The sequence below is a fragment of the Chromohalobacter sp. HP20-39 genome (assembly GCF_033052815.1).
Lineage (GTDB): Bacteria > Pseudomonadota > Gammaproteobacteria > Pseudomonadales > Halomonadaceae > Chromohalobacter.
Genome location: NZ_JAWHTP010000586.1, coordinates 1 through 279 on the forward strand (window position 1 = coordinate 1; position 279 = coordinate 279).

At 64.9% G+C, this 279-nt stretch carries 1 protein-coding gene; it reads right to left on the bottom strand.

All coding sequences use genetic code 11. The features are described 5' to 3' along the window. Nucleotides 1–37: 37 nt before the first annotated feature. Nucleotides 38–279, bottom strand: a 242-nt coding sequence (locus RVY79_RS19280) for a hypothetical protein (protein WP_317466174.1), incomplete at its 5' end; no start/stop codon positions are given.

The following is a 279-nucleotide window of genomic DNA, read 5'->3' on the forward strand; positions in this document are numbered from 1 at the left end:
GAGTTCTGAAAAGGGCGCAGCGGGGCTAGAACACGGCTCACGGCCGCTGCTCGACTCGGTGGAGACCTACCAGGGCGACGGCGAGCGCGCGCGCGGTGATGAACAGCGAGGCCGCATTCGGCGTAGCTGCGAAATCTTTTTGGCGCTGGTTGGGGAGGGCATGACTGGCGCCGAGCTGGATCGCGAATGCTTGAGGAATTACCGAGACAAGCTGTTGCCGGGCTTCCCGGCCCATGACGACAATCTCCGTCGGCAGCATGGGCCCGGCGCCTACGAGGT